This is a genomic window from Marinifilum sp. D737 (assembly GCF_026672275.1).
In the GTDB taxonomy this organism is placed as follows: Bacteria; Bacteroidota; Bacteroidia; order Bacteroidales; family Marinifilaceae; genus Marinifilum.
On record NZ_JANQCD010000016.1, the window covers coordinates 24,069 to 50,142 of the forward strand.

Here is a 26,074-nt window from a genome sequence, read left to right on the forward strand (position 1 = left end):
TAATAATAGTATTAAAATATTTTTCGCACTCCAATGAATTAATAATTATTATTCATTATTAATTACTAATTATTAATTGTTTATAGTTTACAGTTTTACAATGAACGCATCCCTAAAGCCTTTCTTGCGCACTTCGCGCAATTCGCGGCGGCAAACCCAGTAGTTGTCGTAGTTGCCTACAAAATAGCGATACAGTTTATCGTGCTGGTCATAGGATTGGCTTACATCTTCCAGCTTAAAGCGAGAGCTTTTTATCTTGTTCTTTCCGGCAAAAATTTGAATGGTATAATGAGCATCAGCTAAAGCATCAGGCTGATTTACAACTCTCTTGTTTTTACTTGGATCCTTCACGCCTGCTTTGGTAAACCCCAAATCGTGAAGTTTTTGAACTGCATTATCGGCTTCCTTTTTGTCGGCATATGGACCAATTTCGATATAGTAAATTGGGGATTTGGAGATCTTCAGACTTGACGACTCGTAGTAGTAGTCGACATATTCCTTGCCACGCATTTTGCGCCCCATATTGTATGATCCTTCATGGGTCTTTTGGGCTTTTGTTGCCTTTTTGGCCTTGGAAACATTCACCAATTGCCCCTTGTTCATTACAAGCAATTCTGCATTGGCATACTTGCTCTTCACCTTATCATTTAGGTATTTTTCTGCATTGCCAACATCCTCAAACTTCCCTAACAAATAGTAGTACAAACCTTTCTGTTTGTGTACCTTCGGTTTTAAAGCTTTAAATTGATCTGCCGCTAAAATCTCTTTTGATTCTTTTAATTTAATGGTGTAGAAATAGGCATTTTCTACATCGGTCAATTTTGATATTGCGATTTCAGCAGATTTCTTTTTTTGAACATTCTTATCTTGAGTGGTCGGTTCGATGATCCCCTCCAACTCTTCTTCCGAAAATTCTTCCAACAAATCAACAACCCTTGCCTCGGCATATCCTATTTCTTTTATCTTATCGCTCAAGTCTTTTGCTTCATCCAAAGACTTGGTAATCCCTGAAATGTAATGAAAATCACCTTCCTCGCTACTCAACTCAATTACCCCCTCCAGGTTTTCAAAATAATCGGTGTAAACAGGATATTTGTATTTCGCAATTTCAACAGCATAAGAAGTACTGCCAGATGATGCTACATTAAAATTGAAATTTAAAACCGGTGAAAAGTAGCCGATGGTCCCAACCGATAAAACAAAACAGATGATAAAATAGATGTTTCTCATAGTGCAAGATAGAATAGGGTACAGAGATAAATTGGACACAATATTCGTAGTAAATATAATAATTTTCGGATGATTCGCAATTAAGATTTTATATTAATACTGATAAAAACCAAAACCCAAATTCCAAAAACCAAAACTCAAACTCCCTGATAACTGATAACTGACAAAGCTATTTGATTACAAACAACAACTCCAATCTTCGGTTCTGTCGATGCTGTTCTTCCGAACACTCACTACCATCGACACATCCATTTACAACAAAACGTTCTCCATAGGCATTACAGATGATTCTATTGGAATCAACACCCTTGGCAATCATGAATTCCCTGGCCATTTTTGCTCTCTTCATGGATAAAGTCTTATTGGACTGAGCAGCTCCTTTCGAATCGGTATGAGAGTTGATCACAATGTCCAAGTCGGGATACATCTTCCAGAAACCCACCATTTTCGATAAAGTTAATTTTGCTTCTGAATTTAAACTCTCTTGCCCCGCATCAAAATGAATTTTACGGAACATCATTCTCTTGTCAGGATAATGAATCGGGCTCAACTCTTTGGCAAAACCTTTCTCCATATCTTTCTCTAGCTTCCTAAGTAGTATGTCAACACTCAAATTTGATTCCATGGGGTAATACTTCAAATGTGTGCTTTCATAGCCTTGTTTCTCTGCAGTTATCTCGTAAAGAATGCCCTCTCCCAATTCATACCAGGAGACATCAAACTGAAACCTATCTGCAGCGATTTGCTGGGGCACAATCATTTGATTACTCAACACCTTTTCCACTTCAATCTTCGCATTCGAAACGGATTCCCTGCTGATCACCTCTTTCACAAAAAGTTCTACCTGCATTTTTCGATCTGCACCAAATGAATAAATTCGATCTCGAATCCCCTTATTGTTTCTGTCCGAAACCATTAAAAGCTGTCCTTTTTCAGGACTATCCTGAATGCTAAAATCGTTCTGCGATGAATTTAAAGCAGGCCCTGCATTCTTCACCTCTCCCCACTCGCCTTCTTTGGTTTTCGATGCATAAAACAGATCCAAACGACCATAGCCCACTTGCCCGTCGGAAGCAAACCACAACTTTCCATCCTTTAAAATGGAAGGGTAAATTTCATGATGTTTGGTATTGATTTCTTCTCCCAAATTAATTGGTCTTCCCCAGGACTTCCCTCTCCTATGGCATACATAGATATCCATGCCGCCGTATCCGCCTGGCATATCCGAAGAAAAATACAAACTCTTGCCATCTTTGCTAATACAGGGATAAGCACATGAATACTTTCGTCCATTAAATGGCAGAACAAAACTTGCCTTCCACCGGTTATTTTTGAACTCAGCTTCAACAATCTCCATATATTGCCTGCCTTTCCTGGTGTACCAACTTGTGTAATACATGCTTTTCCCATCTCCGGAAACAGCAATAGCGCCCAAATCAACAGCATTGTTCAATTGATCGGCCCAAGGCTTCAATTCTGAATATTCCTGATCGGCAAACTCACTGTAAAACAGTTGATAGTTCTTAAGTCCACGAGCATTCTTTTTACCCAGATTAGAATATATGATTTTATTCCCCACCACACTTACACCCAAACTTTTCGATTTGGGCTGCTGATGAATGGCGCGTAAAATCATTCCTGAAGCGTCAGTAGCTTTCTCTAATTCCTGTATGGCTTTGATTCTCTTGTCTACATGAACCTGATTCGCACCTTTTTCTGCAGCTCTTTCACAAGACAATATTGCCTCTTTATACTTTCCCGCATTTAAATGGATATGAGACAAGGCCAACAAATCGTCAGCAGATTTCTCACTATCATATATTTTTTGATAATAGTTTTCAGCCTCCTGGTAATCGCCCAAGAAGTAATAGGACTCTGCAATCTTGCGGTTGATTTCAGGGTTCTTGTTTTTTACATTTTTAAAATTTGCAATTGCCTCTGCAAAATGAGTCTTCACAAAGGCCTTCTCTCCTCTTCTCAAAAATCGACTTTGAGCAGACAGCAGAAAAGCAAAGCAAACAAACAATAAAGTCAGTTGAAATTTGGCAGCCATACTTTTACAATGTTTGGGATGAACATAAATAAAAATAGGGATTTTTGGAATAAATCCCAAAATTCAATCCCGAAAGCTTTCGGGACCAAACCTCAGATCCCAAATCCCAAATCACAAATCCCAAATCCCAAATCACAAATCCCAAATCACAAATCACAATCCCGAAAGCTTTCGGGACCAAATCTCAAATCACAAATCACAAATACCAGGCAACAAGGAGAAAGGAGAAAGTAAAATGGTAGAAAAGTAGAATAGTAGAATAGTAGAATAGTAGAAAAGTAAAATGGTAGAATGGTAGAATAGTAGAATGGTGAAAAAGGTGAAAGGTAAAAGGAAGGAGATTTACGAAGATCTTGATGATGGATATGATTTTCGTTGATAAGCTTTGTCCACAGATGAACACAAACGAAGCTATTCGCAAAGATCAGCATGATTAAAAAAACAATTTCAAAGCTGTAATTTTATATTGTTAATTACTCATTATTAATTGTTCATTATTCACACATGTGACGGAAGAAAATACAAAAAGTAAAATAGTAGAATGGTGAAAAAGGAGAAAGTGTCCCATTCTACCATTCTACTTTTCTACTTTCCAGACCTTTGGACTAAGCAAGTCTCTCTCTTTTCATTAAGAGTGAACTGTCACCATAGCTCAGGAAACGAAATTCGTTATCCAAGGCATGCTGGTAGATTTCTCTCCAATCTTCACCCACCAATGCTGATATTAGCAACAACAAAGTACTCTGTGGTTGATGAAAATTGGTAACCAATCCTTTGATCACCTTAAAATCGTAACCTGGAGCAATAATAATTTGCGTAGCCGCATTAAACAGGCTGATTTCATTCTCTTCCATATAAGCACAAATGGCCTGAAATGATTCTTCTACCGTATAATTCTTAGGCAATTGATAGGCTTCCCATTGCTTCAATAATTTAGGATCCTCTGCCTTTGTCAGAATTTTAACTCCCATCCAATACAAACTTTCCAATGTACGAACCGATGTTGTTCCTACTGCAATGACTCCATTTTTTGTAGCCGCAATACTTCTTAAACTTTCTGCAGTTACCTGGATATGCTCGGTATGCATTTCATGATCCCCAATCTGATCAGATTTCACAGGCTTGAACGTACCTGCACCCACATGCAAAGTCAATTCTTCACGTTCAATTCCTTTGGCATCCATTTCTGCAAAAACCTTATCGGTAAAGTGTAAACCTGCAGTAGGTGCTGCCACAGATCCTTCAAATTTGGAGTAAACCGTTTGGTATCGAAGTAAATCACCTTCTTCAGTATCTCGATTCAAGTAAGGAGGAATTGGAATTTTACCTGTTTGCTCCAATACTTCGCTAAAACTGAGCTCCTCATGATTCCAGCTAAACTGAATTTCCTGGGCTCCATCCAACAATTGAATTCTCTCTGCCTGCAATTGATACTCCTTCTCATCCACGAAGAAAGACATGCTTAACACTCCGGATTTCCATTTTTTTGAATTCCCCACAATACACTTCCATGTAGACTTCTGAGTTGCCTGAAAAGCCAGGTTGTAATCAGCAGGATTCAAGGGTTCCAAACAGAAAATCTCAACACGTGCTCCTGTTTCTTTATGGAAAATTAATCTTGCCTGGATTACCTTGGTGTTGTTGTACACCATCTTCGTTCCCGACTCTATTTCTTCCGGAAGTTGATTGAATACAGATTCATTGATCTCACCATTGCGATAAATTAACAATTTAGATAAATCTCTATTTTCCAAAGGGTGTTTTGCAATTCTATGATCGGGCAAATCGTAAGTAAAATTTGCAATTTCAATCTGTTGTGTCTCTAATGTTTTGTTTTCTGTATTAATCTCCATCTTCCTTCATCTGTGCGCCACACATTATCATGCGGCAATTCATTTTGATCGGCAAAAATAGCTAACTTTGTTGGGAATTAAAAAAATCAGATCAAATGCAAATCAATATAGGCGATAAAGTCCGTTTTTTAAATGATATAGGCGGAGGAACCGTAACCAAAATTATCGATGCAAATACCGTTATGGTGTTGAACGATGAAGATGAATTTGAGATTCCAAGCATAAAAAAAAATCTTGTAGTAGTTGAAGCAGCAGGTGGCGAGCAAGCAAATCAGCAGCAAACCACACATATTACATCAGAAAGCTCCACTGTTAAAGCAAGTGCACAAAACTTATTTGTAGAGAAAGAAGAAGTATATGTAGCATTTGCTCCGCGTGAAGGCTATAATCCAACGGAGAGTCCTCAGGAACTTTACCTGATTAATGATACCAATCATATTCTTCTGTATGGATTCTATGATAAAAAAGGCAACAAGATGGAAGGACAAACAGCGGGTAACCTCGATCCAAAATCAAAAATCCTGCTGAACGAATATGACCTTAAGGAGTTAAATGAATTATCGAGCTGCTTCTTTCAGATTTTATTCTACAAACCAGGTGAGTCTGACATCAAGAAGCCTCTTGAACGAAACATCAAGATTCAACCGGTAAAGTTCTACAAGTCTACAAGCTACAAAGACACTCCCTATTTTCAGCAAAATGTAATTCTTCACAAACTAACTGGTGAAGATTTAGAACACAAATTGGAGGAACTGAGCCAAAAAGAGTTTAAAAAAGTGATTCGTGAAAAAGAGTCTGCCAATAAATCATCAAAACCACAAATCAATGTGAAAGGCAAAGAGGAGATCATTGAAGTTGACCTTCACATCAACTCTTTGATTGATTCGGTAACTGGTCTTTCAAATGCGGACATTCTGGAATTTCAATTGAACAAGTTTCATGAAATCATGCGTCAATACCAAAATTCGAAAGGAAAAAGAATTGTGTTCATCCATGGAATTGGAAATGGAACTTTGAAAAAGAAAGTACACGACGAATTACGACGCAAATACAAAAAGCACTACCAGCAAGATGCTTCGTTTAAAGAATATGGCTGGGGAGCTACAATGGTAACGATACGATAATTCCGAATTATAAAGAATGAGTGAAGGAGTGCAAGAAATTGTGCTCCTTTTTTTTGAACAGTCCAACAGTCCAACAGTCCAACAGTCCAACAGTCCAACAGTCCAACAGTCCAACAGTCCAACAGTCGAAAAGTCAAAGAGTCGAAAAGTCAAAGAGTCGAAACGTGGAATAGTTTTAATTAGCTGAACTCACGATGCAATGAAGCGTCATACTTCAGCAAATGATATTTTTCAGCTATTAAGCTGAGTTCCCTGAAAAACAGATGCCCCAGAAAGTCAGATTTACTCAAGATCTGTTTTGAAAATTAAGAATTCAAGAATGATTTGATCGGCTCAAAGCAGGAAAGAAAAACCAAGAATCCCAAAATGGCAATGATTAATCCGGATATTTTGTTGATCCAAAACATCTGTTTTAGTCGAAACTTTTTTCTAAACAAGTCCACAATGGTTGATAAGGCATACCACCACAATGCTCCACCCAACAATACACCTAGCAATAAATAAAGACCTGTTAATGCAGAATGAGCATCTCCAAACACTGAAGCACCGGCAAACATGGCTCCAAAAAACAGAACCGCAATAGGATTAGAGAGGGTTAGAAAAAAGATCGCCAAAAAATCACCAAACATTCCTCTTTTTCCTGGCGACTGCGACTTTTTAAACTGCTTCACCGTATTGGCCAGAAAAATCCTTAATCCAACCAAAATCAGGAAAATAGAGCCAATTAATCTGAAGTAAAATTCCTGGGCTTGAATAAAATTAATCACAAATCCCAAGCCCAAAACTGCAATGGATGCAAATAAAGTATCAGCAACAGCTGCTCCTGATCCTGAAATAAAACCAGCCAGCCTTCCCTTCTGCAGCGTTTTTTGAATGATCAGAACACCAATGGGTCCTAACGGTATTGAAGCCATTAAGCCCACAACTATCCCTTTAAATATATATTGAAATTCCAACTAATCGTCTTTTTCAGTTAACAAAATTGAATCGCAAAGTTCGGAATAAATCTCTTAAAATTCCATATCATCCGACGAAAATCTTTGAAGAATTGTATCATCGTTTATTTCCTTCGATAAGGATTCAATCACTTTCATGGGAACATCAAACAAATCCAACACAAGCAATCCATCTAAACAATCATTAAAATTCGGATCAATATTAAACCCTACAATTTTAGCATTTAATGAAATGTACTTTTTCAATAAAACCGGCAACTTGTCATTGGTAATTTCAAAATCACCAATTAGCTTATCTAATTTATTGATATCATTCTTAGCTGTTTCCAGTAAAATATCAACATCCAAGTCCTTAATTTTAACCTTAAACTGCTTTCTCGATTTGATATGCTGTCCCATTTCATAATTGAAATAGTTGGCCATTATAAATTTAATGATCAAATCTTTCGATAAATTCGAGTATTTATTGCTAATACTAACCGGCCCAATCAAATAACGAGATTCAGGATTCTTAAGCAGGAAATACAATATCCCTTTCCAAAGCAGGAACAAAGGCATTGGCTTTCTTTGGTATTCCTTCACAATAAAAGAACGCCCAAGCTCCAAAGACTGACTTAAAATAGGCTGAAATTTCTTGCTCATTCGGAACAAACTTTGCAAATAAAAGCCTTTTAATCCATAACCCGACAAGATTTCATGTCCTTTACCAACACGATAAGCTCCTACAATCTTATGATTTTCTTCGTCCCAAATAAAAAGCTGATGGTAATACAGATCAAACTCATCGATATCAATACTCTGATTTGTCCCCTCACCTACTTCACGGAAAGTGATCTCACGCAAACGACCAATTTCATTTAGTATGTTTGGCAGTTTTGATGAAGGCGCACAATACACGCAATACGACCTGCTTTTAAACAACAAATAATCCTCTTTCAAGCTGTCTACCTCATTTCGAATCACATTCTCATCGATAGGAGGTATAATATCCTCTACTTTCACCACTTTGGCCTTGCGCTTAAAGCGATAAAATTTCTTTACCTCGATTGGTGTTCCCAACATGTAGGTTTTTGCGCGCAAAAATCTTCCATATTGATTGATATCCGTAAAGCCTTTCTGATCTTTTTGAGAAATCGGATTACCAATTCTAATGCGTACAACCTTGTTCTTCTTATTTAAGAGTTCAGAAGGAAGTTTCACAGTTCTCAAACTTGGGTGAATCATCCCCAACAAATGAAAAATTAAACTGTTATTCCCCTGAAAATAAATTGGAACTACCGGTACATCGGCCTTCTTAATAAATTTAAGAATGGAAGGCATCCATTGCTTATCCGAAATATTATGAGTAGCCGATTGATAGGTTGAAACCTCTCCTGCCGGAAAAATTCCCAATGGCTTTCCATCACTTAAATGTCTTAATGCTTCTTTTAAGCCTCCTGTACTGGATGCAGCACCTTTTCTATCTTCAAACGGATTCACTCCCAGGAAATAATCCTGGATTGGCTCTACTTTTTTCAACAGAAAGTTCGCCATTGCCTTAAAATCCGGTCGAACAAGACTTAATAGTTTTATCAAAATAATCCCATCAATTCCTCCAAATGGATGGTTCGAAATGGTAATAAAAGCACCTTCGGTAGGAATTCGCTTTAATTCTTCTTCATCAAATTCAAATTTGATTCCCAGCTCTTCAATCAAAGCGTCTATAAACTCAATCCCGTCTTTACAACAATTATCAGAGTATAGCTTGTTCAGCTTGTCTAACTTTAAAATGTACATTAGAAATTTGGCAAAGCTTTCACCGCCAAACCAATTTAAACTTTCGCTGGCTTTTAGCAAATCTTTCGGATCGACTAATTTCATATATTAATATTTTCCTGAAAGTCCCTTCTCCTTAAGGTAAAATCTTACTTAAACAACAAGATTGACTTCCTTTCTTAGTTTTTGTTTTAGTTGTCCTTTGGGTAGCATTCGTTTCAATCGAACACTTCGTCTTAATTAGGCAAAAATAGTATTATTTCTTATATGTGAGCTTCAATATTTGGTTAAATTACTACTCTATTCTTTTATTTAAATACTTTCTTTAATCCAAATTCCCTTATGAAAAACACTAACTTGCTTAAAACCTATCTGTTTCAGTTTTTTTCCAGTTTCATCAAAATGGCTTAATAATTCAGCAGGTTGATGTGCATCGGTACCAATTGTTACAGGAATATTTCTCTTACAGCATTCTATTAAAAAATAATCATCAGGAAACAGCTTGTCAGATTTCCCTTTGTAAATGCCACGGGTGTTCACTTCCACAATACAGTCTGATTTTTCGATTACATCCAAGGTTTTATTCAGTAAGTTGAGATACCATTCTTCCGATTCCTCAAAAAATCGCCCCTTATTATTCATCTTCACCTTATCGATATGACCCAGCACATCCGGTTTCTGGCTTTCGATCATTTCTATCACCTGATGGAAATAAGCAGATACAGCTTTCTCAACATCACCACGAAACAGTTTCTGAATTCCTTCCGAATAGTTGGTATCAGGACCATCTAAAAACCAAAATTCATCATTTGAATCCCCTTTCACCAAATGTACCGATCCAATTGTATAATCCAATCCTGCGGAATTTTTCCAGGTTTTAAAGGGTTTTGTTATTCCTGGAATATAATCCAGCTCCAGCGACAGGTATACTTCAATCTCACTTTTATATTCCTCCTTTAAGCGACTGATCTCTTCCTGATAAGCTTTAACATTCGAAGTTTTCATTGCCCAGTGAATACTTTCATTTAAAGGGGCATGAGATGAGAAACCAATTGCTCTCATTCCTAAATCAACTGCTTCTTTTATGTATTCTTCCGGTTCTCCTTTGCCATCGCAATAAGTGGAGTGTGTATGATATGAAAAATATTTCATTAGCTCGTTTTATGTTGTGCAAATATAATGCAATATCGAGAACTTTCGAGATGAGCTTAGGAATAAGGGCTCGCTTCTTTAAAATATTTTTAAATAATCCTATCTTTGCAGTAATTTCAAGACTTATGGCGAATAAAGAAACAACTAGATATAATCAATGGCTACCTACATCGGCCAAGGAGGTTAAAGAAAGAGGATGGGATGAATTGGATGTAATTCTTTTTAGCGGAGACGCATATGTGGATCATCCATCATTTGGTGCTTCGGTAATTGGACGAATTATTGAACACGAAGGTTTAAAGGTTGCAATTGTTCCGCAACCCAACTGGCGTGATGATTTAAGAGATTTTAAAAAGCTTGGACAGCCAAGATTGTTTTTTGGAGTTACCGCTGGTAATATGGATTCAATGGTGAACCATTACACTGCAAACCGAAGACTTCGTCATGATGATGCTTATACTCCCGGAGGAAAGCATGGATTCCGTCCAGACAAACCTACAGTTGTTTATACTCAAATCTTAAAAAAACTATATCCTGAAACACCAATATTGGTAGGTGGAATTGAGGCTTCTTTAAGAAGGTTAACTCATTACGATTATTGGGAAGACCAATTGAAACCAAGCATACTAATGGATAGTGGTGCTGATATGCTGGTATATGGAATGGGAGAAAAACCATTAAAGGAAATTATCCGCTTGATGAAAAGAGGTGTACCTTTTTATTCGCTTACCAACATTCCTCAAACCTCATTCATCGTAAATCAGGATGAAAAATATGCCACAAAAAAGCAATGGCAAAGCCAGGAGCTTTTTTCGCATGAGGACTGTTTGGCTGACAAAAAGAAATTTGCAAGCAATTTTAGATACATCGAGATGGAATCGAATGCCATGATGGCCAAGAAACTAACTCAAAACTACGGTGATCAGCAAATTGTTGTAAATCCGCCCTATCCGGTGATGAATGAAAAAGAGATGGATGAGATTTACGATTTGCCATACACAAGGCTCCCACATCCGCGTTACAAAGGCAAACACATTCCTTCCTTCGAAATGATTAAATTTTCGGTTAATATGCACAGGGGATGTTTTGGTGGTTGCTCCTTCTGTACCATTTCTGCTCATCAAGGAAAATTTATTGCCAACCGATCGGAAAAATCAATCTTAAAAGAAGTTGAGCACATTACAAAAATGCCTGACTTTAAAGGCTATCTGTCTGATTTAGGCGGTCCATCTGCAAATATGTACCAGATGAAAGGGATTTTTGAATCGATTTGTAAAACTTGCCGTCGCCCTTCTTGCATTCACCCTGATGTTTGTCCTAACTTAAACACAAATCATCAGCCAATGCTGGATATCTACAAAAAAGTAGATAAGATTCCTGGAGTTAAGAAATCATTCATCGGTAGTGGTGTTCGCTACGATTTAATGATGCATGAATCAAAAGATGAAAGCACCAATAAATCCAATAAGGAATATGCGGTTGAATTGATTAAAAATCATGTTTCCGGCCGACTTAAGGTAGCACCAGAACATACTTCGGATGAAGTTCTGGAAATCATGCGAAAACCTTCATTCAAATTGTTTTACAAACTAAAAACCCTGTTTGATGAAATCAACAAGAAAGAAGGCATGAACCAACAGCTTATCCCATACTTTATCTCTAGTCACCCTGGAAGTCATGGAACCGACATGGCCGATTTGGCAATAAAAACCAAAGAGTTGGATTTTAAGCTGGAACAAGTGCAGGATTTTACGCCTACACCAATGACAGTTGCAACCGTGATTTATTATTCAGGTTATCATCCTTATACTTTAAAAAAGGTGTACACTGCCAAAACTAAAAAAGAGAAATTGTCGCAAAGAAAATTCCTATTCTGGTATAAAAAAGAATATCGTGATGCCATTAAACAAGAGTTAATCAAAATGGGCAAAAAAGATTTACTCACCAAGTTATTTAGATAGTTTAACAAGCAATAAACACTGTTAATAATATTTTTAATGACATTAAACAGGTAATACTTTATTATTATTCTATATAGTTGTACATTAGGTGTTCAAACTCTAAGCTTAATTTATGAAACCATTTTACCAAACGACTTTTAAATATTTGTTGTTGTTCGGATTCATCTTTTTGTTTACAAATTGTGAAAAATCAAAACAAGACAGACAAAATGAGAAAGGGATTGAATTGCTGGCAAACAAAAAGTTTGTAGAAGCTGTAAAGCACTTTACCTCTATAATAAAAGAAGATAAAAACTACTTGCCTGCCTATTTTAATCGTGCCATTGCTTATTCATATCTTAACAATAACCGGGTTGCCATAAAAGATTTAAATGTTGTAATTGGCAAACAGAAATTTGAGGAAGAAGCCTATTTAAATCGTGCAATTCTTTATGAGAATCAGAAAAATTACAAGCAGGCCATAAAAGATTATTCACATGTTTTAAATATTAATCCTCGAAACATTAAAGCATATCACTATCGCGGCATATGCAAATATTATATCGAAGATTACAAAGGAGCCATAGAAGATTACAACCATTCCATAAAAATTGGCTTAAATTCCTCTGGCGTTTATTACAACAAAGCCGTTTCGCTCGATTGTACTGGCGATTTTAATGATGCCATCAAACATTACAACAAAGCCATTAAAATAGACAAGAAACTTGATAGAGCATATTATGCACGTGGAATTGCCAAGCTAAAAAATGGTGACAAAAATGGCGCCGTAAAAGACATCAAAGCGTCGGTTAAAATGGGATACAAAAAAGGCGCCGATGTTCTGAAGCAAATTCAGTAACTACATTCACTGTTCCGAAATTTAATTGATTCAAAACAAGATCCTGACAGGCTTGAAACACTGTCAGGTCTTTATATTTTACTTCTCGAACAACTTGCCCTGCCAGGTATTTCTCTCCTTTAAAAGATTATTCAGTTTGTTCACGAACTGATAATTTTTAATGCCCCATTTGGGAGCTATTAACCACCCCGGAGGAGCCTGATTGGTAAAGCGTTCCAACATCACATCAGGATTTATTCTCTCAATTACATTCACAATAAAATCCAAATACTCATCGAGTTCGAACATGTAAAAACGCTCAGGGGCTTGCTCATATTCCTTAGCCATTTGAGTGTTTCTAAGAATTTGAAGCTGATGCAATTTTAAAGTTTCAATAGGCAATTTCGATAATTCAACTGCATGATTCAACATGTCTTCTTTGCTATCATGCGGCAGGCCATTTACCAGGTGCACACCTATATGAATGCCTCGATTGGCTGTTCTTTGAATGGTTCTTTCTGCTTCAAGGTATGTATGACCACGATTAATAGCCAGCAAAGCATCATCATTTGCCGATTCAACTCCATACTCTATGGCAATGTAATTGCTCTTGGCAAGCTCTTCCAAATAATCCAATACCTCATCACCAACACAATCGGGTCTTGTTCCAATAACCAAGCCTACTACCTTCTCGTGAGCCAAAGCCTCTTCATACAGTTCTTTTATCTTATCGATATGACCATAGGTATTCGAGTATGCCTGAAAATAAGCCAAATATTTCTGCGTTTTGTATTTGGCCTTAAAAAAATCAATCCCTTCCTCAATTTGGGTTGTAATTGTTTTGCGCGGACTGCAATAAGCTGGATTAAAACTATTGTTGTTACAATAAGTACAACCCCCAACACCCTTACTCCCATCACGGTTAGGACAGGTAAAGCCAGCATCTATCGATACTTTTTGGATTCTTTCAGCAAATCGGTTTTTAAAATAAGAAGGAAAATCGTTGTATCGTCCCTCATGTCCCCATGGGTAAGTAATGTCAGTCATTTATCATTTATTTTGCGGCAAAAATACAAATAGAATTTTAATTCAAAACCCGGCAATCCCATTTTGATTCCTCCCTACTAGTAATGTATGTAGGATACAAACATACACTTTCCCTATTTCTTTGGTATTTAAACAAATTCACTGTATTGCATAATTTTTTTCATTATTAAAGCCATAGGACTTTTCTTTTTATGAAAGTATTCTTTATCTTGCTTCGGACACTTTAATAAAACTTTAAGCATGTTTTCAGAACAAGATCTATCTCAATTTCAATCTAAAGGAATTTCTGTAGAAAAAATCGAAGCACAGATTGGCAATTTTAAAAATGGCTTTCCGAAGATGAAACTGAAAAAACCGGCTACAATTGAAGACGGTATTACCAAAATTCAAGATGAAGAACTTGAGATTTACGAAGAAGTGTATAGCACACATTCTAAAAATCTAGAACTTTTAAAGTTTGTTCCTGCCTCTGGTGCAGCATCAAGAATGTTTAAAATCCTTTATGATTTTCTAAACACTTATCAGGACACTGAAGATGAATATCTGAAATTCCTGTGCAATAAAGGACCTGAAACCATGTTCAATTTCTTTGACCGTTTGGAAGATTTTGCCTTTTACGGCGATCTTAAAAATGCAATGACGGAAGAAGGTTTGGATTTGGATAAAATGGCAGACAAAAATAAATTCAAGGAAATTTTAGCCATGCTTTTGAATAGTAAGGGTCTTAATTACGGGAACCTACCAAAAGGATTGTTGAAATTCCACAGATACAAGCATTATTCCAGAACAGCTTTCGAAGAACATTTGGTTGAAGCACTGAACTATGCCAAAGATGAAGCTGGCAATGCGAACATCCACTTGACTGTATCTGAAGATCACAAAAAATTATTCCAGGATCGTTACCATAAAACCAGAGATACCTTTGAAGAAAAATATCAGGGTCATTTGAGTGTATCCTATTCTGTTCAAAAATCTTCTACAGATACAATTGCAGTTGATATTAATGATGAACCTTTCCGCAACGAAGATGGATCAATTCTATTCCGTCCGGGTGGGCATGGTGCATTAATTGAAAATCTGAACGAACTTACAGCAGATATTATTTTCGTTAAAAATATCGACAATGTGGTTCCTGACAGGCTAAAAGAAACTACCTACAAGTTTAAGAAAGTTTTAGCAGGTCTATTATTGGAAAATCAATCCATCATTTTCGATTATTTAAAATTGCTGGAAGAAGACAAAGAAATTTCTGAAGATACTCTAAAGGAAATGTTGACTTTCCTTGAAGAAAAACTTTGCACCACTCCTCCTGCCAGCCTAAAAAAGGATAATCCTGATAAGCTTAAAAAATACTTATTCGATAAATTCAACAGACCAATTCGTGTTTGCGGAATGGTGAAAAATGAAGGCGAACCTGGTGGTGGTCCTTTCTGGGCAAGAAATACAGATGGTTCTGTTTCATTACAGATTATTGAAGGTTCTCAAATTGACAAATCGGATGTTAGACAGAAAAACATTTTTGAAAGAGCCACACACTTCAACCCAGTTGATTTGATTTGTGGAACCAAGGATTACCAGGGAAACAAGTTTGACTTAAGCAAATTTATCGATCCTCAAACTGGTTTTATTTCTGAAAAATCAAACAATGGAAGAGATTTAAAAGCCATGGAGTTGCCAGGCCTTTGGAATGGTGCAATGTCTGACTGGAACACCATATTTGTAGAAGTTCCTATCATTACCTTTAATCCGGTAAAAACAGTTTTCGACTTATTACGAATCGAACACAGAAACTTATAATACCATTCATACCACAAGATTATTGATATAATCAACAAAGGTCTTGCAATGCAAGACCTTTTATTTTTAGGCTAATACCAATTTTTTAGTGATAAAAACACCCACTTTGTTAATATCTTACAACTTGGTATTTTTAAAATTAATCCTACTTTTGCAATGCAGTAATCATTTTAATTTGATAAATGATAGATAATACAGAAAACTATCTTGATGGTGATGTACTTACAATTGTAAGTAGATATGAGGAAATGATTAAAGCGAATGAGCTTTATTACTTTGATGTTCACGAATTTGAAAACATCATAGATCATTATATCGAAAAAAATAAATATAGCGATGCGGTGAAAGTTACCACCATTGCCAGTAAGCAGCATCCCTCTGCCATTTCAATTCAAATTAAAAAAGCCCAGGTATTAATCAATCGTGGGCAACATCTCGAAGCACTGGCAATCCTAAATAAAGTTCAGGGAATCGAATCATCCAACAAGGAGATATGGCTTTTAAAAGGCAATATCTACAACCTGATGGGAAAACACAAAAGTGCTAAAAAACAATTCGACGAAGCTTTAACGAAAGATCACGAAAACAGAGAAGACCTTCTTTTTAGAATTGCAATGGCTTTTGAACAACTCAACCAATTCGATTTGGCAATTGGTTATTTAGAGGAAGCATTAAGATTGAACGAGGAAGACTCCGAAGTACTTTTTGAACTGGGATATTGCTACGAGAAACTTGGTTTGGATGAGCAAAGTATCGATACTTACATTAAATTTCTGGATCTAAATCCTTTTTCGGATAATGCCTGGTACAACATCGGTATTGTTTACAATCGCATGGCGACCTTTCAAAAAGCAATAGAAGCTTACGAGTTTGCTTTGGCAGTAAATCCACAGCACAGCAAGGCTTACTTTAACCTTGCCAATGCCCTGGCGAATTCCGGCAAATTTGAGGAGGCCATTAAGCATTATATCGAATATTTGGAATTTGAAGATGATCATGCTTCAACCTATTCTTATATTGGCGAATGTTTCGAAAAGTTGAACGAGTACGATCAAGCGCTGAACTATTACGAAACTGCCATAAAAACAAATGAAGAGCTTCCTGATCCATGGTTTGGAATGGGATTGATTTTGATGTATCAGGACAAAATTGATGAGAGCTTGGTTTATCTTGAAAAGGCTAATAAACTAGATAGTGACAATCCTGATTATTGGTTTGCTTTGGCATCGGCTTATTCAAGATCAGAAACTCCACAAAAAGCAGTTCGCGCCTTTCGCGAAGCCATTGATTTAGATCCTTACGATCCAACTTTCTCGATCACTCTGGCAGAATTCTACCATAGAAATGAAAAGGTCGAAACTGCCATCGATGTTCTTTTAGAGAGTTGTGGATACAATCCGGAATCGCCGGAACTTTTCAACAATTTGGCTGCTTATTACATGCTTTCGGGTGATTTAAATGCAACAGAGCATTATATCAAGAAATCAACGGATATTGATGCCGAAAATCTAAACGAAATCTTCCTTCAGTTTCCTGAATTGGAAGAAAACCCACAATTCAAGAAGATTATAGCGGCTTATTCCGCATAGAAAATATATTGCTACTTAATTTCACGCACAAAACAATTATGCCTAGAAAAATTAAAGATTATGTTCTTATTGCCCTAAAAGGTATGGGTATGGGAGCTGCTGATGTTGTACCTGGAGTTTCGGGTGGAACCATTGCTTTTATTACTGGAATTTACGAAGAATTAATCAACACCATTAAATCGGTAAACCTAAGTGCCATAAAGCTTCTTTTGCAGTTTAAGTTGAAAGATTTTTGGAAAGCCGTTAATGGGAATTTCCTTTTGGCCTTACTATCAGGTATTGGATTTAGTTTCTATACATTGGCTAAGATTGTGAAGAACTTGCTGGAAACTCAACCCATTTTAATTTGGTCTTTCTTTTTTGGTCTAATTGTAGCATCGGCAATTGTGGTTGCCCGAAAAATAACCGAATGGAAAGCCAGAACCATAATTGCCATGATTATCGGTACTGTTATAGCTTATATGGTTGTTGAATTAACACCAGCCGAGGCTCCAACCAGCTACTGGTTTTTATTTCTATCTGGCGCTTTGGCAATTTGTGCCATGATTCTTCCGGGAATCTCAGGAGCATTCATCCTGGTCTTGTTAGGATCATACAATCATATCCTAAGCGCTTTGAGTAGCTTTAAAGTTGATGTGATTGCAACCGTGGCCGCAGGTGCAGGCGTGGGTATCCTAAGCTTCTCTCACCTATTAAGCTGGTTGCTTAAAAAATATCACAACATGACCATTGGTTTGCTTTCAGGATTCATGATTGGATCATTAAACAAAGTTTGGCCTTGGAAAGAAACCATTACCACAAGAATTGACAGACATGGAGAGGTTATTCCCGTACTTCAAAAGAACATTCTACCTGGAACCTTTGAGTCGATTCAAGCGCAAGATTCCCAACTGTACTTTGCTTTAATTTTGGCTCTGGCTGGATTCTTGCTAATTTGGATCATGGAAAAATATTCTCCTGAAGAATCAAAATAAACATCAACTATTAATTTGAATTAAGCACAATGAATACCTACGGCATTCTTGGATATCCTTTGGGACATTCCTTCTCGAAAAAGTACTTCGAAGAGAAATTTACTGACTTAAATATCGAAGCTGAATTTTTGAACTTTGAGCTTCCTTCCATTCAGGAGTTGCCTAAAATTTTGGATGAAAACAATCGCCTCAAAGGCTTTTGTGTAACCATTCCATACAAAGAAGAAGTAATTCCATTTTTGGATAAAATCGATCCTTTAGCAGCTAAATTGGGTGCTGTAAACTCTGTTCAGATTATTAAAAATGGTGATGAAATAAAACTGAAAGGGTTCAATACTGATATTTACGGTTTTCAGGAATCACTAAAGGAATTTATTGGAGAAAAACGACCAAAAGCCTTGATTCTTGGAACAGGAGGAGCATCGAAAGCAGTAGCCGGAGGTTTGGAAGATTTGGGTATCGAATATCGATTTGTAAGTCGATCAGCCAAAGAAAACCAATTCACCTACGAGGAATTGACACAGGAAATCATAGAGGATTATAAATTAATCGTAAACTGCTCTCCCCTGGGTACATTTCCAAAAGATGATACTTGCCCAAACATTCCATACCTACATTTAAGTGAGGAACACTTTCTTTACGATTTGGTGTACAACCCGGCCGAAACACTATTCATGAAAAAAGGTGCAGAACAAGGAGCCAAAACACACAATGGTTTAAAAATGCTTCACCTGCAAGCTGAGAAGAATTGGGAAATCTGGAACGAAAATAATTATTAATTATAAATGATGAATTATTAATTAAATGAACTTAAATCTGAAACAGCCGGTGAAATTATTCGCCGGCTGTTTTATTTATAATTAAAAATTCGTAATTGATTTAAATGTCATATTTCACTGTAAACAGGAAATACCTTGGCTGCACAAAGTAAGTTGACGAAGTAAAGGAAAAATCATTCTCACTATTCCTATCCAAAGAATCCGTATCCAATAGGTTCTTTCCTTTGATCCCAAATTCCCATTTACTATCCTGTTTTCTGTAGGTCAAATCAGCTTCTAAAAAACTATACTCATTCTCTATGGTCTTGTCCTTATCGGTATAAGAATAAAAATCGTAGTCTGCCGTAAGCATAAAGTTCTTCAGGAAAGCCATATCTAATCTTGCAAATGGACGCTTGGTGTAATAAGTACTTGTAGTCGCTCCTCTATCATATTTATTGATGCTATACTTATAGCCAAATTCAATATTTGGAGCATTCTTAAAGTTCGTACCAATAGATCCTGTAAAGTTCTGATTAAATGACTCCGACTTTGTTGGCTGAGAATTCACCAAATTGTTGTTCTCGCTCCAGGAAACATTAGCTTTAGCCGATACTTTTATATTCTTAAAGGTTCTTTGATATCTTGCATTGACACTTAACGACTCATCCGACAAATCAGAATTAATGGTTGAACTGATCTGGTTAATACCCATAGGAATCACATTGTTCTTGAATCCTTCAATACTTTTGGTATAGCTGATATTCGCAAACATGTGTGTAAAGTTGAACATGTTAAAACTAAAGAAGTTCAAAGATACATTGTGTTTTAAAGCGCTTTCCAATTCAGGATTTCCACCGTAAACCGAATTGTAATTGTTCAGCACAAAGGCCTCAGCATATTTCGAAACATCGGTAAAGGTTCTGGTAATTCTGTAGTTGAATCGCAAATTTTCCGATTTCTTCAACTGCATATTGATATAGATATCCGGCAATACAGAAGTCAAATCATCCTTAATTTTTTTACCATGCTGTGTACTCTTGGTTTCGTATTGATGAATGGTAAAGCCAGGATTAAAAGTGAACATCCCCGCCTTCAATTTGTAGTGAAATCCGAAAAACAGATCAGAAACATTAAATTTCACATCGTTCTTGAATTCATCGCCTGCCATTTCCAAATCAAATTCATCATCCAACTTTTGGAATATCTCCGTATCGTAATTCTGATGATTCTGCGTAGTTCCCAAGCTAAACTGCAAGTTGCTCTTGTCTCCGGTTACCAAATAGTAATCCAGCTTTGCATCTACTTTATTGGTAACAATTCTCTTCTCCTGATTCATATTGTACAAACTCACCGAATGATCTATCGGAAATAAGTCAGTAAATGCAAACTCATCACGAACTGAATTGTAAAACGGATCCTCGTTTTGATACATATACTGACCTTCGAAAGCAAATATGTTCTTATCATTTGCCGTGTAATAGATTTTAGCGGATTGTTGCAAAGTAATCGGCTCCTGTTGTTTCAACTGGTAAATTCTATCCAATTCATCATCAACCGTCGACTCCACTTCTTCTTCCTCGTCATCGTCCGATTGCTTCACAAATATGTCGTAATCAAACTGGAAGTTTGCATTTGGCTTGTACACCGAATTGAATTTGAACAAACCCAACTCTACATCCTGATCGTTCCTGCTTATGCTTTTCTCCACCTGCGATTGATTATCCTCTAACTCGTAGGTAGTTATTTTTTGAGTTTCCATTAAGGTTCCGGTGTAGGAATAGATTCCAAATCCTCCAATATCCCAGTTATCTTTCAATTCGTAACTAAAATTCAAAGCTGCAAACCTGGTTTCAATATCCTTGGCACGATTGTTTTGAGCTGTAGAAATCCCCAGAGAATTTCCTCCCACACTAATGGAACTTCCTCCTCCTGGATTAAAACCTCTAAAACCACCCGTAAAATTCATGAAATCTCTTCGGGTAAAAGGAACTTCACCAATATTATTGGCATCGGTAATCAGGTTTAAACTGAATTTTGGGCTGTAATAAAACAGTTTAGGATGCGCCAAATACTTCTCATCAGGACCTGCACCAAGAGTGAACTCACCAAACCAAAATTTATCCTTCCCTTTCTTCAGTCGAATATTCAAAGCAATATTATCCTCGTCGTTTGTAAGGCCTCTCATTTGTCCAATTTCATTGTAGTTTCTCAGCACTTCCACCTTACTTACTGCATCGGCAGGAATGTTATCGGCAGCAATTTTAGAATCGCCATCGAAGAAATCCTTTCCTTCCACCATCACTTTTTGCACCTGCTTCCCCTCTACTTCAATCTGTCCATCGTCGTTCATTTCCACTCCTGGCAGAGTAACCAGAACATCTTTCAGTTTGCGCTCGGTTCCCACGGTAAACGAATCAGTATCGTAAACAATGGTATCGCCTTTCACCATTACAGGCATGGTGTAAGTCACATCAACCTCGTTCAACATGCTGTTCTCCTCCGACATGCTCACATCATGACTTCCATCTTCTGTAGTAGCTTCGTATCGGAACTCTTTAGCTTCATAGCCAATAAAGCTCACCTTAATATTGTACACCGAACCCGACTTCAACTTCACCTTATACAAACCACTATGATTGGTAACACAATAGGATTCCAACAAGTTCGTCTCCGTATTTATTGCAATTACATTGGCCATTTCAATGGCCTTACCAGAATCATCCGTAACGATTCCTTTAAGATTGACATTCTCCTGCGCAAAAGTGATAAGACTTGCACACAACAATATCAATATGAAAAAATACTTTTTCATGATTTTCCTTTCAATTTAAATGAAGTAGTGGGATATTTGATTTATTTCAAGCTTGAGTTACTCAATTTGTTTATCCAATAAATTGCTTCTCACTTTCCTTATTGATCTAGCGATTAGCTTTTTGCAAAAAAATAACTTGAAAAAAGAGATGCCAAATCAGCCTTCTTTATTGAATTCAAATTCATTCTGAATTCATAACTCATAATTTATAATTACCTTCTTCTTCCTCCAGGTCTCATACTTCTGAAGTTCTCACGCATCTCTTTCATTTTCTTACGCGATATCTCATTATACTCAGCCTGATTTACCTCTTTGCCTTTCTTAGGCTCTTTGATATCGATCTTCTCTTTTGGATTGATTACGATTTTTGAGCATAGAATACTGGTTTTGCCATCATTCAATTCCATGATTAAACCTGGCAATCCCCAATATTCGCCCGGACCTTGATTCACAGGAATCTCAGGACAATACCAAGCTACAATTTCAATCTCCTTTTCAATCACCTCAGGCTCTTTGTTATCTGCTTGCTGATCTCTACCTCTTCGCTGAAAAACCGCCCTCATATTTGGCTCACTCACATGTTTCACTGCGGTAGCCTTATAAGCTGTATAATTGCCAATCTTTTTGGTTTCGGCCTGCATTTGCCATTGTAGTTTTGGCAAACTATCGTTCACTAAAAATATCTTTCCAAACAAATCTTTCGATACCGCATATTTTCCCGACTTCACATTCTTGTAGTAATCTTCACCACCAACACCCATCATCATGCCCATTCGCATGCCGCCTCGGCCCTGTCCCATTCCTGGCTGTTCCAACTTTTCTTCCTGTTTGTATACCGATTCTGTTCTGTTAAAACTTAAGATGTAAGTTCTCTCACTCATCTGTTTCATACGTTCCAGAATCATCTTTTTTCGATCTTCAGGAATTTGTCTTCCTCCAAAATCGAAATCAACAGTCGTTTTACTTTCATAGTAAACTTTGCCCTGAAAGTCTTGAGCAAATAAGCTGCTTCCCAAAACAAGGAAACAAGCAAAGGCCAATAGAAATTTCTTCATGATGTACAATGTATGTTTGTTATGCTGCTATGACTTCCAATTTTACAAATGGTTTAAAACCAGAATCTAAAAAATCACAATTGAACTTTACTTGAGTAGATTTTTGTTAGTTAAGGTGGTTTTAATAATTTCGGGCATTCTTAGGAATTTAAACCTTCAGAAAACAAATGCAAGCAAGCAAATACATATACACCTACATCTACGACAATCACGAAAGTGATCTTTGTAAGCTCGAATCAAAATATCTTTTCAACCAGGAAGAAAAGAGCAAGCTATTGATTTCTAATATCAAGATCGAACCTAAGTGCAGCGCTTTCATCCGAAAAAGAATTGATGTTCAGCTCCAATCTGAGGACTATTTGGAACTGATCGAGAAAATCAAAAGTGAAAAGATCTCGGTAGATGATTTCAAGGTGGAATATGTGGTTTTAAATGGCGACAAAACCAAGTACAAGGATCGTCTGGACAAACTAAGAGATGTTGGCTACAATATTAATGGCATGCCCGAATATTACAAGCCGAAAATCACTTATGCCATTTGTTATCACGAAGGAACCTGGTATTTTGGAACCTTGCTTAAAAATGATTTTGCCTGGGAGAAACACAATAAAAAACCTTTTTCCTACAGCAATTCAATCAATATTAACATTGCCAAAGCACTGGTAATCCTGGCTGCCAAAACCAACAAGGAAACAAAACTCTTGGATGCTTGCTGTGGTGTTGGAACCATTATGCTCGAAGCTTGTTTTGCCGGATACCATATTGAAGGTAATGATATCAACTGGAAGGTATGCCGACAAGCACGCCAAAACCTTGCTCATTTCAACTACGATACAGTTGTGTATCGCTCGGATATTAAAGATATCGAGAACAGGTACGATGCTGCCATTATCGACTTGCCATACAATTTGTTTAGCTATGCTGATGAGAATACCATCTCTCACATCATCGAGTCGTCAGCCAAAGTAACCAACCGTTTGGTGATTGTTTCTACCACAGACATTTCTGAAATTGTAAACAATGCAGGCATGAGCATAACCGATCATTGTAGCGTTCGCAAAAAAGAGAAAGCCAATTTCGCCAGAAGAATTTGGGTTTGCGAGAAAATTAATAATCGACAATAAAATCTCAAAAGCCAGATTAGATTGTCATGAAATCCATATACAAACAATTGGAAACCTGAACTCCAGTCAGAATCCCAAAAATATTAAAATGTAAATTCCTCCTCTCTGTTTGCTCTGATTTTAAGAGGAGTTTTTCAAACAGCAGAAAGTAACAAGAGAACTAGTCAAAGTTAAAATTCGTGATGGTTTCATGGTCATGGTTCTCAGCCAAAAACACCATCCACATCTTTACAATCCAAGGATTGTAATGTGGCATAAGAAGAATTTTATTTTCCAATTGAAATTATACGTTTATTCACGTAAGTCTTTCATAAATAATATCCCTAATATTGTAACATGATTTTGCATGTGGCACTTATAATATCAGTACTATTACAATTTGGGGCATTTTATATCACAATAAAATTAATCCCTAAAACAAAGTTCAACAGCTCCTGGATACTCATATCCACTGGTTTTTTGTTAATGGCGACCAGACGATGTATCGAACTGGTTCACCTGTGGACCGCTCCTCCAAATACCGATATTTTTACGCTCGCCAACTGGATTGCTGTTTTTATTTCACTTTTAATGTTCATTGGAGCTTTCTACATCCGAAGAATTTTTCAGCTTCAGGATCAAATTAATAAACTTCGAAAAGATAGTGAAGCCAAAATATTAAATGCTGTGATTAAAACAGAGGAGAACGAACGTCAGATTTTTGCAAAAGAGCTGCACGATGGTTTAGGTCCAATTTTATCGAGCATTAAGATGACTGTTTCTGCCATAAACAATAGCATTGATCATCCCAAAAACACAGAACTAATGCAAAAGGTCGATCATGCTACCGATGAAGCCATTCTTTCGATTAAAGAGCTATCGAACAAATTAAGCCCCCATATTCTTGAGCGATTCGGATTGGAAAAGGCCATTAAAACATTCATTGAAGGCATACATCTACCCGAACAAATTCAGATAACTCTGAATCTAAAATTGAACAATACAAGGGGTGATTACAATATAGAACTTGTGATTTACAGGGTTATTGGAGAGTTAATTACCAACACAACAAAACATGCCAATGCCTCTAAAATTGACATATCTCTTTTACAATACCAACACAAATTGCAGTTAATTTATACTGATAATGGGAAAGCTTATTCTCCTTTACAGGATAACACGGAAGGAATGGGTATCTCTAATATCAAATCGAGGGTACGATCTTTAAATGGCACTGTTCAGATGAATAATAAACAACACAGAGGTTGTTATGTGAAAATTGAAATTCCTGAAAAATGAAATCAGTACTAAAGATTGCTGTAGTAGACGATCATGAACTATTCAGAGAAGGATTGAAATTTCTTCTTGAACAGCAAATGGAAAATTGTGAAATTAAAGAAGCTGGCAATGGAAAGGATTTAATGACACTTTTATCAGGTTGGTATGCTGATATTGTTTTAATGGATATCGAAATGCCTGTAATGAATGGAATTGAATCAAGCAAAGAGGTATGCAAAAAATACCCCAATACAAAAATCATTGCCCTTTCCATGCACGCCAATGAGAACTATTATTCGGAAATGATTAACGCGGGGGCAAAGGCTTTTCTGCTCAAAAATTCCAAATTCGAAGAAGTTCAACAAGCCATTGAAGCGGTAATCAACGACAATAGCTTTTTTTCAACTGAAATTCTTGAAAGCATCTTTAAAAACCTGAGTCATAAATACGACAACAAATCCGATCTTACCCAAAGAGAAACAGAGATTCTTTATAATATCTGTAAAGGGCTATCAAACCATGAAATTGCAAACCAATTATGCATTAGCAAACGCACCGTTGACAAACATCGCGAAAACTTACTCTTAAAAACTCAATCAAAAAACACCGCATCTCTTGTTGTTTACGCCATCAAACATCACATTTTCGAAGTTTAATTAATAAGTTAAAATACGCACAAACACCTACAACATTACGCTTTAGAACTGTTCCTATCAGAATTAGCGGATGATATTTTTGTTTTCTATAAAATCAAAAT

The 26,074-nt window shown here is 36.7% G+C and carries 19 protein-coding genes; 10 read left to right on the forward strand and 9 right to left on the reverse strand.

The features are described from left to right. Positions 1–87: 87 nt before the first annotated feature. From NQ163_RS11010 to NQ163_RS11020, 3 genes are all read right to left on the reverse strand, one after another. Positions 88–1,230: an SPOR domain-containing protein gene (locus NQ163_RS11010; protein ID WP_268190379.1), complete on the reverse strand. Its 1,143-nt coding sequence runs from the start codon at positions 1,228–1,230 to the stop codon at positions 88–90. A 169-nt stretch (positions 1,231–1,399) separates the two neighbouring features. Next, complete coding sequence (locus NQ163_RS11015; protein WP_268190380.1) at positions 1,400–3,283, reverse strand: OmpA family protein; 1,884 nt, start codon at positions 3,281–3,283, stop codon at positions 1,400–1,402. Positions 3,284–3,888: 605 nt separating this feature from the next. Then, on the reverse strand, positions 3,889–5,136 hold the full coding sequence (locus NQ163_RS11020) for an S-adenosylmethionine:tRNA ribosyltransferase-isomerase (protein WP_268190381.1): 1,248 nt from the start codon (positions 5,134–5,136) through the stop codon (positions 3,889–3,891). A gap of 95 nt (positions 5,137–5,231) precedes the next feature. Here NQ163_RS11020 and NQ163_RS11025 point away from each other — a divergent pair, with 95 nt between their 5' ends. Further along, positions 5,232–6,260 (forward strand): Smr/MutS family protein, encoded by a 1,029-nt coding sequence (locus NQ163_RS11025; RefSeq protein WP_120239346.1) that lies wholly within the window; start codon positions 5,232–5,234, stop codon positions 6,258–6,260. 305 nt (positions 6,261–6,565) lie between these two features. Here the strand turns inward: NQ163_RS11025 and NQ163_RS11030 are convergent, their stop codons facing one another. The 3 genes from NQ163_RS11030 to NQ163_RS11040 all read right to left on the reverse strand — a co-directional run bounded on the left by NQ163_RS11030 (position 6,566) and on the right by NQ163_RS11040 (position 10,123). After that, positions 6,566–7,174, reverse strand: a complete 609-nt coding sequence (locus tag NQ163_RS11030) for a LysE family translocator (RefSeq protein WP_268190382.1) — start codon at positions 7,172–7,174, stop codon at positions 6,566–6,568. Between the two features lie 96 nt (positions 7,175–7,270). Continuing rightward, complete coding sequence (locus tag NQ163_RS11035) at positions 7,271–9,076, reverse strand: lysophospholipid acyltransferase family protein (protein ID WP_268190383.1); 1,806 nt, start codon at positions 9,074–9,076, stop codon at positions 7,271–7,273. Between the two features lie 207 nt (positions 9,077–9,283). Next, positions 9,284–10,123: a histidinol-phosphatase gene (locus NQ163_RS11040; RefSeq protein ID WP_268190384.1), complete on the reverse strand. Its 840-nt coding sequence runs from the start codon at positions 10,121–10,123 to the stop codon at positions 9,284–9,286. Positions 10,124–10,248: 125 nt separating this feature from the next. On the opposite strand from NQ163_RS11040, the gene NQ163_RS11045 reads away from it, so the two are divergent. Both NQ163_RS11045 and NQ163_RS11050 read left to right on the forward strand, forming a co-directional pair. Beyond that, complete coding sequence (locus NQ163_RS11045) at positions 10,249–12,084, forward strand: YgiQ family radical SAM protein (RefSeq protein ID WP_268190385.1); 1,836 nt, start codon at positions 10,249–10,251, stop codon at positions 12,082–12,084. A gap of 112 nt (positions 12,085–12,196) precedes the next feature. Next, positions 12,197–12,922: a tetratricopeptide repeat protein gene (locus tag NQ163_RS11050; RefSeq protein WP_268190386.1), complete on the forward strand. Its 726-nt coding sequence runs from the start codon at positions 12,197–12,199 to the stop codon at positions 12,920–12,922. Positions 12,923–13,000: 78 nt separating this feature from the next. Here NQ163_RS11050 and NQ163_RS11055 read toward each other — a convergent pair whose 3' ends face one another. Beyond that, the gene (locus NQ163_RS11055; RefSeq protein ID WP_268190387.1) at positions 13,001–13,948 is read right to left on the reverse strand and encodes a TIGR01212 family radical SAM protein; all 948 of its coding nucleotides are present in this window, start codon (positions 13,946–13,948) and stop codon (positions 13,001–13,003) included. Between the two features lie 240 nt (positions 13,949–14,188). Here NQ163_RS11055 and NQ163_RS11060 point away from each other — a divergent pair, with 240 nt between their 5' ends. The 4 genes from NQ163_RS11060 to NQ163_RS11075 all read left to right on the forward strand — a co-directional run bounded on the left by NQ163_RS11060 (position 14,189) and on the right by NQ163_RS11075 (position 19,087). Beyond that, positions 14,189–15,745, forward strand: a complete 1,557-nt coding sequence (locus NQ163_RS11060) for a DUF4301 family protein (protein ID WP_268190388.1) — start codon at positions 14,189–14,191, stop codon at positions 15,743–15,745. A 182-nt stretch (positions 15,746–15,927) separates the two neighbouring features. Further along, on the forward strand, positions 15,928–17,334 hold the full coding sequence (locus NQ163_RS11065) for a tetratricopeptide repeat protein (RefSeq protein WP_268190389.1): 1,407 nt from the start codon (positions 15,928–15,930) through the stop codon (positions 17,332–17,334). Between the two features lie 38 nt (positions 17,335–17,372). Then, the gene (locus NQ163_RS11070; RefSeq protein ID WP_268190390.1) at positions 17,373–18,308 is read left to right on the forward strand and encodes a DUF368 domain-containing protein; all 936 of its coding nucleotides are present in this window, start codon (positions 17,373–17,375) and stop codon (positions 18,306–18,308) included. A 29-nt stretch (positions 18,309–18,337) separates the two neighbouring features. Next, a complete protein-coding gene (locus NQ163_RS11075; RefSeq protein WP_268190391.1) occupies positions 18,338–19,087 on the forward strand; it encodes a shikimate dehydrogenase family protein in 750 nt (249 codons plus the stop codon). Between the two features lie 100 nt (positions 19,088–19,187). Here NQ163_RS11075 and NQ163_RS11080 read toward each other — a convergent pair whose 3' ends face one another. Together NQ163_RS11080 and NQ163_RS11085 are read right to left on the reverse strand one after the other, a co-directional pair. After that, positions 19,188–21,881, reverse strand: coding sequence for a TonB-dependent receptor (locus tag NQ163_RS11080; protein WP_268190392.1), 2,694 nt, complete (start codon positions 21,879–21,881; stop codon positions 19,188–19,190). A gap of 212 nt (positions 21,882–22,093) precedes the next feature. Next, the gene (locus NQ163_RS11085) at positions 22,094–22,936 is read right to left on the reverse strand and encodes a GLPGLI family protein (RefSeq protein ID WP_268190393.1); all 843 of its coding nucleotides are present in this window, start codon (positions 22,934–22,936) and stop codon (positions 22,094–22,096) included. A gap of 167 nt (positions 22,937–23,103) precedes the next feature. Between NQ163_RS11085 and NQ163_RS11090 the strand changes: the two genes are divergently transcribed. The 3 genes from NQ163_RS11090 to NQ163_RS11100 all read left to right on the forward strand — a co-directional run bounded on the left by NQ163_RS11090 (position 23,104) and on the right by NQ163_RS11100 (position 25,973). Continuing rightward, positions 23,104–24,060 (forward strand): TRM11 family SAM-dependent methyltransferase, encoded by a 957-nt coding sequence (locus NQ163_RS11090; RefSeq protein ID WP_268190394.1) that lies wholly within the window; start codon positions 23,104–23,106, stop codon positions 24,058–24,060. A gap of 465 nt (positions 24,061–24,525) precedes the next feature. Then, positions 24,526–25,338 (forward strand): sensor histidine kinase, encoded by an 813-nt coding sequence (locus NQ163_RS11095; protein WP_268190395.1) that lies wholly within the window; start codon positions 24,526–24,528, stop codon positions 25,336–25,338. Continuing rightward, complete coding sequence (locus NQ163_RS11100; protein ID WP_268190396.1) at positions 25,335–25,973, forward strand: response regulator transcription factor; 639 nt, start codon at positions 25,335–25,337, stop codon at positions 25,971–25,973. Before NQ163_RS11095 ends, NQ163_RS11100 begins: the two co-directional genes overlap by 4 nt. The last annotated feature ends 101 nt before the right edge of the window (positions 25,974–26,074 follow it).

Bases quoted from the DNA above. Each gene is read 5' to 3' on its own strand.
- NQ163_RS11040 (WP_268190384.1), bottom strand. From the start codon at position 10,123: ATGAAATATTTTTCATATCATACACACTCCACTTATTGCGATGGCAAA.
- NQ163_RS11065 (WP_268190389.1), top strand. From the start codon at position 15,928: ATGATAGATAATACAGAAAACTATCTTGATGGTGATGTACTTACAATT.
- NQ163_RS11035 (WP_268190383.1), bottom strand. From the start codon at position 9,076: ATGAAATTAGTCGATCCGAAAGATTTGCTAAAAGCCAGCGAAAGTTTA.
- NQ163_RS11010 (WP_268190379.1), bottom strand. From the start codon at position 1,230: ATGAGAAACATCTATTTTATCATCTGTTTTGTTTTATCGGTTGGGACC.
- NQ163_RS11045 (WP_268190385.1), top strand. From the start codon at position 10,249: ATGGCGAATAAAGAAACAACTAGATATAATCAATGGCTACCTACATCG.
- NQ163_RS11075 (WP_268190391.1), top strand. From the start codon at position 18,338: ATGAATACCTACGGCATTCTTGGATATCCTTTGGGACATTCCTTCTCG.
- NQ163_RS11085 (WP_268190393.1), bottom strand. From the start codon at position 22,936: ATGAAGAAATTTCTATTGGCCTTTGCTTGTTTCCTTGTTTTGGGAAGC.
- NQ163_RS11050 (WP_268190386.1), top strand. From the start codon at position 12,197: ATGAAACCATTTTACCAAACGACTTTTAAATATTTGTTGTTGTTCGGA.
- NQ163_RS11055 (WP_268190387.1), bottom strand. From the start codon at position 13,948: ATGACTGACATTACTTACCCATGGGGACATGAGGGACGATACAACGAT.
- NQ163_RS11020 (WP_268190381.1), bottom strand. From the start codon at position 5,136: ATGGAGATTAATACAGAAAACAAAACATTAGAGACACAACAGATTGAA.
- NQ163_RS11100 (WP_268190396.1), top strand. From the start codon at position 25,335: ATGAAATCAGTACTAAAGATTGCTGTAGTAGACGATCATGAACTATTC.
- NQ163_RS11070 (WP_268190390.1), top strand. From the start codon at position 17,373: ATGCCTAGAAAAATTAAAGATTATGTTCTTATTGCCCTAAAAGGTATG.
- NQ163_RS11080 (WP_268190392.1), bottom strand. From the start codon at position 21,881: ATGAAAAAGTATTTTTTCATATTGATATTGTTGTGTGCAAGTCTTATC.
- NQ163_RS11025 (WP_120239346.1), top strand. From the start codon at position 5,232: ATGCAAATCAATATAGGCGATAAAGTCCGTTTTTTAAATGATATAGGC.
- NQ163_RS11030 (WP_268190382.1), bottom strand. From the start codon at position 7,174: ATGGCTTCAATACCGTTAGGACCCATTGGTGTTCTGATCATTCAAAAA.
- NQ163_RS11090 (WP_268190394.1), top strand. From the start codon at position 23,104: ATGCAAGCAAGCAAATACATATACACCTACATCTACGACAATCACGAA.
- NQ163_RS11015 (WP_268190380.1), bottom strand. From the start codon at position 3,283: ATGGCTGCCAAATTTCAACTGACTTTATTGTTTGTTTGCTTTGCTTTT.
- NQ163_RS11095 (WP_268190395.1), top strand. From the start codon at position 24,526: ATGGCGACCAGACGATGTATCGAACTGGTTCACCTGTGGACCGCTCCT.
- NQ163_RS11060 (WP_268190388.1), top strand. From the start codon at position 14,189: ATGTTTTCAGAACAAGATCTATCTCAATTTCAATCTAAAGGAATTTCT.